Below are 4,691 nucleotides of genomic sequence, written 5' to 3' on the forward strand. Positions count from 1 at the left end.
CACGTACCCCGGTGCCATGCCCGCCCGGTCGGCCACGTCCTGGCGGCTGAGGCCGAGCAGTTGCCTGCGCCGGGCCACGCGTCGGCCGATGTCTCATGTCCAGACCTGTCCTTTCAAGGGGTCGGTGAGGGCCTCGTCCTGGGGGATGGGCCAGTCGGGTTCGGGTGCCTGGCCGCTGGCCGGGCCGGTCGGCGCGGGGATGGCTGCGGTCACGGCATCAGGGCGTTGGCTCTCCTCGGCGACGAACCGCGTCAGGGCCCTTGCGCTTTCGAGGAACTGGGCGGGGAAGACGATGGTGGAGTTCTTCTCGGCGGCGATCTCGGCGAGGATCTGGAGGTTGCGCAGCTGGAGGGCGATGGGGTGGTCGGCGATGACGTCGGCGGCCTCGGCGAGGCGGTCGGCGCTGAGGGCCTCGCCCTCGGCTGCGATGATCTTGGCGCGCTTCTCGCGCTCGGCCTCCGCCTGCCGGGCCATCGCCCGCTGCATGGTGGTCGGCAGTTCGATGTCCTTGAGCTCCCCCAGCAGGACGAGGATGCCCCACTGCTGGGTGAGGCCGTCGAGGATCTCCTTGATCTGCTCGTTGAGGGTTTCGGTGTCGGTGAGCACTTGGTCGAGCAGGGAGCGGCCGACCACGTTGCGGACGGTGGTCTGGGCGATCTGGCCGATCGCGCTGGCCACGTCCTCGATCTCCACGATCGACTTCACCGGGTCCACCCGGCGGAAGTAGGCGACCGCCGCGACCCCGATGGACACGTTGTCCTGGGTGATCACCTGCTGGGACGGGATCGGCATGGTCACCGTGCGCAGGGTGACCTTCCACATCCGGTCGGCCAGCGGGATCATGAACCGGATTCCGGGCTTGCGGACCCCGCGCAGTCGGCCCAGCCGGAACACCACCCCGCGCTCGTACTGCCGGACGATTGCGACTCCCAGATTCGGCACGGCAACCACCCTCCTCGACTCGGGAGCACCTCTAGCGTGCGCGGGTCTGCCGGAACGGTCTTGGGTCCACCGGTCCCAACCCGCCGGACAGACCGGCACGAACGGCGAACGGGCCGAGGACAAGCAGAGGGACGGTCTGGCAGTGTGGATGTGCCGCTTGTCGTAGTGTGAAGGCGGCGCGGATGTGGGACTTGCCCGAAGGTAGCCAGGGGCCGACCGCGTTGTCCGCGAACGCCCATCCGACCTGAGTAAATCGGTCCGCAGTAGACTTATTCGTTTGCGAGACCTGGTGTCCATCCCGGTCCCATCGATTTGCTCGAGGAGGGTTTCGTGGCAACCGACTACGACGCCCCGCGCCGCAGCGACGAGACCGAAAGCACGGAAAGCCTCGAAGACCTCCAGAGCCGCCGTGAACAGCGGTTCCCCGGTGCGGCCGTCGACGAAGCCGAGGAACCCGAATCCTTGGAACTACCCGGCGCGGATCTCTCCAACGAGGAACTCACCGTAGCGGTCGTGCCTCCGCGGCCGGACGAGTTCGTCTGCGCCCACTGCTTCATGGTTCACCACCGCAGCCAGCGCGTCGGCCAGACCGCGGACGGCCAGCCCGTCTGCCGCGACTGCCTGCCCTGACCCGTGGCGTATCCCCCCGCCGCGAAGCGCGAGCCGCAGTCAGGGCAACGGCACTGCCTGTAGACAGTGCGCCTGCGAACCCGGCTGCGCGGCGAGCAGACGGGCAGTGCCGTGTGCGCTGTCGATGGCTACACGCACTACGGCGTCCACGTCGGTATAGACAGGTTGCCCGTCCGCCAGATCCGGCGTCCAGTGGACCACCACGATCCTCTGCGGGGCGTGGCTTCCGCCTTCCGTCGGAAGCGTGACAGCGTATCGCTGCACTTCGGGCATGGGGTCGCACCTCCTCTGACCAGGCACGCACGGCGGCGGTCACTGCGGTCGCTGCGGGCGTCGGGCACAGCGTTGGAGTCGTTTTCCTCCAACAGTAGGGCGAGGCGAACAAATGTGAACAAATCACCCTAAAGTAGGAACGTGCCAACTGCGCCCGGACTTGAGAGCTGGGACGTGCCTGGCCGTATGAGTGTCGTGGGGAGGAGGTGAAGACATGAGCGACGTTGCGCAGGAGGAGCCTGCGGAGGAGCCGACTGCTGAGGCTGTTGCCGGTGAGGGCGAGGAAGCTGCTGCCGAGGAGCCTGCGGAGGAGCCGACTGCTGAGGCTGTTGCCGGTGAGGGCGAGGAAGCTGCTGCCGAGGAGCCTGCGGAGGAGCCCACTGAGGAAACTAATGGCGAGGATTGAGTATGGGCAGCACCGCTGACTGAACACTGGTCCCCACCGGGGTGGTGATGGCACTTCGGCGAGTCCGGTGCAGTTCGCGCCTCCGGAGGTTCTGGAGCTGCCCAGGGCGGGGCTGGCCACGCGGCCGGTGGCCAGCCCCTGCTGGGGCTGGTGAGTGGCGTGCTGGTTGTGGCCTCTGTGGATCGGGGTGGGCTTATCGGGGCTCTGGTGCGCGGGAGGCAAAGCGCATGACCGAGGTGCCGAAGGTGGCTTCGTACGGGCACGTCGGCACGGGTGAGGGTGGTGGCGGTGTGGTTGCCGCCGAGGTTCTGTTCGACGCCGAGGCCGATCAGCAGCAGGCCGGCGACCACTGCGAGCGGCAGCAGAATCCGCAGGATGGTGCGGAACAGGTCGACCCAGAAGTTGCCGCCTGAGCCGTGGCGGCGGTGTCGTGGGTGAAGTGGTGGGCGTGGGTGTCTGGGCCGGGGATCGGTGGGTGGCTGGCTGCCACGGCGTGGTCAGGCGTCGTCCAGTCGGCCGAGCTGGGTCCTCTCCTGGGTGAGACGCAGTTGGGTGGCGAACTCGCGCAGCAGTTGGGCGTCTTTGGAGGTGAGTCGGTCGCCTGCCATCACCAGGATGCGGCCGTCGGCGAGTTCGGCGCTGAACGGGGCTTCGTCGGGACTCGACGGGGCGCGGTCGTTCGTGGCCGCTTCGGTGTGCCAGCCCGTTGGCGTGGGGCGTAGTAGGGCGATGGTGTCCAGGTCGAAGGTGCGGCGGAGGGCGTCGACCAGTTCCTGGGGGGTGCGGGGGCCGTCGGCGATGACGTCGGCGAGTAGTCGGGCGAGGTTCTTGGCCTCCACGCGGGAGCGGGCGGCCTGGAGTCCCCGCCGGGCGAGGAGGTCGACGAGGAGGCCGACGGTGGTGCCGACGACGGCGAAGGCCAGCAGTGCGGCGAGGTCGATCGCGGTGGTGACGCGCAGGCTGTAGTAGGGCTGGGTGTAGAGGAAGTCGGCGGCGAGGAAACCGATGACGGTGGCGGTGACGGCGGGTCGGAAGCCGCCGACGATCGCGCTGAGGACGACGGTGAGGAGGGTGCAGAACAGGGCTCCGGCCAGTCCCAGGGTGGCCCGGAGCGCCGGGCGCGGGCATGGTGTCGGCGGACAGGGCCGCGTAGAAGCGTGGCACCGGCGGGGTCAGCCATTCGTCCCGGATCGCGACGTCGTGGACATTTCGGTTCGGTCAGTCAGCCTGGTCACCCGGGCGGCGGCGATGGGGCCGTTCGGCCCCTGGTACCGGGCGGGGGCGAGAGTATCGTGGGAATTGGCCTGCAGGGCGAGCGAGGGAGTTCGACCGGATGGCCCCGGGCGATGGGCGGAGGCTCCGCGCGGGGCGTTTGTCGGCGGTCGGGCTGAGAGGCTGGAAGGTCTGTGCGACCGGAAGGCGACCTCCATCACCTGATCCGGACAATGCCGGCGAAGGGAGCCCACCTTGCAGGTTTCCGTCTGCCCGCGCGACACTGCTGCGAGGCGCGATCAGCGACGGGACGGCGACGAGGGACAGCGGAGCGTCCGACGGGCCTCCCGAGCGCATGCCGCTTCGGTTATGGCTGGCCCGTGGGGAGCGACGGACTCCCCGGCCACACTTCGGACGCCTGCGAAATCCCCGCTGGCGGTCCAGCGCGGAAACGCGCGCGGATCAGCGCATCGACCTTGACGACGGCATCGGCTCGACCGCTGAACTCCACTTTTACCGGCACCGGCATCTGCGAGGGCAACCAGCCGTGCGGCGGCTTCTTCGACCGGCGCCGACGCGTCCACCTGCCCGCGGGTGCGGACCACCTGATCGGCGGGTGAGACATGGTCCCCGCTGTGCCAGGACCAGGGACGACGATCAGTCTGAACGACTGCCCGACCGTGTCGGCGACCACGTTCGCCACGGGTGGCGCGCCGGAGATCGACATGTGCACCATGGCGCTCGGTTCTCGTGAGCCACCGGTACTGGTCATCGCTCTCCTCCGAGGTCGGCTCCTTTCCCCGGGGCTGACACACGCGAGGCCCCCGCATCCGTTCAGCAGGGGAGTCCCGCTCGTGTTCGCGTCCGTCGGCGGCTCGGCACGACCGAAGCGCGTACGGCGCCACAGCCGCGCCGCTTCGTGTCCGGTTCGGCTCCCTGGCTGCGGGGTCCCCCGCGGTGTAACGTTTTGATCAAGCAGTCGTGGTTCCGAAGTCCTCGCCCGCGGTGACATGCCGTGGGTGTTCTTGCTTTTCAGCGCATCTCCGGACCAAGGCGATCACCTCCGGGCCCGCACCAGTGGGACCCGATCAGTTCCCGAGAAGGAGAAGCGCATGGCTACCGGCACTGTGAAGTGGTTCAACGCCGAAAAGGGCTTCGGCTTCATCGAGCAGGACGGCGGCGGCCCCGACGTGTTCGCCCACTACTCGAACATCGACGCCCAGGGCTT

At 68.7% G+C, this 4,691-nt stretch carries 6 protein-coding genes and 2 pseudogenes; 3 read left to right on the forward strand and 5 right to left on the reverse strand.

The window, feature by feature from the left end:
• Nucleotides 1-93: 93 nt before the first annotated feature.
• Entirely contained in the window at nt 94-942 is an 849-nt protein-coding gene (locus ACWC9T_RS40840; RefSeq protein ID WP_449826082.1) for a slipin family protein, read from the reverse strand.
• Nucleotides 943-1,272: 330 nt separating this feature from the next.
• Here ACWC9T_RS40840 and ACWC9T_RS40845 point away from each other — a divergent pair, with 330 nt between their 5' ends.
• Nucleotides 1,273-1,572, forward strand: coding sequence for a DUF4193 domain-containing protein (locus ACWC9T_RS40845; RefSeq protein WP_449826083.1), 300 nt, complete (start codon nt 1,273-1,275; stop codon nt 1,570-1,572).
• Between the two features lie 39 nt (nt 1,573-1,611).
• Here ACWC9T_RS40845 and ACWC9T_RS40850 read toward each other — a convergent pair whose 3' ends face one another.
• Nucleotides 1,612-1,845, reverse strand: coding sequence for a DUF6296 family protein (locus ACWC9T_RS40850; protein WP_449826084.1), 234 nt, complete (start codon nt 1,843-1,845; stop codon nt 1,612-1,614).
• 214 nt (nt 1,846-2,059) lie between these two features.
• Between ACWC9T_RS40850 and ACWC9T_RS40855 the strand changes: the two genes are divergently transcribed.
• Nucleotides 2,060-2,251, forward strand: coding sequence for a hypothetical protein (locus tag ACWC9T_RS40855; RefSeq protein WP_449826085.1), 192 nt, complete (start codon nt 2,060-2,062; stop codon nt 2,249-2,251).
• A gap of 323 nt (nt 2,252-2,574) precedes the next feature.
• On the opposite strand, the pseudogene ACWC9T_RS40860 reads toward ACWC9T_RS40855, so the two are convergent.
• The 3 genes and pseudogenes from ACWC9T_RS40860 to ACWC9T_RS40870 all read right to left on the reverse strand — a co-directional run.
• Nucleotides 2,575-2,640: pseudogene (locus ACWC9T_RS40860) on the reverse strand (hypothetical protein); the annotation flags it as partial.
• A gap of 108 nt (nt 2,641-2,748) precedes the next feature.
• A complete protein-coding gene (locus ACWC9T_RS40865; protein WP_449826086.1) occupies nt 2,749-3,090 on the reverse strand; it encodes a hypothetical protein in 342 nt (113 codons plus the stop codon).
• Between the two features lie 18 nt (nt 3,091-3,108).
• A pseudogene (locus tag ACWC9T_RS40870) lies at nt 3,109-3,351 on the reverse strand (DUF4118 domain-containing protein); the annotation flags it as partial.
• A 1,122-nt stretch (nt 3,352-4,473) separates the two neighbouring features.
• Between ACWC9T_RS40870 and ACWC9T_RS40875 the strand changes: the two are divergent.
• Nucleotides 4,474-4,691, forward strand: a 218-nt coding sequence (locus ACWC9T_RS40875; RefSeq protein WP_449826087.1) for a cold-shock protein, incomplete at its 3' end; no start/stop codon positions are given.

The organism is Kitasatospora sp. NPDC001159 (assembly GCF_053598235.1).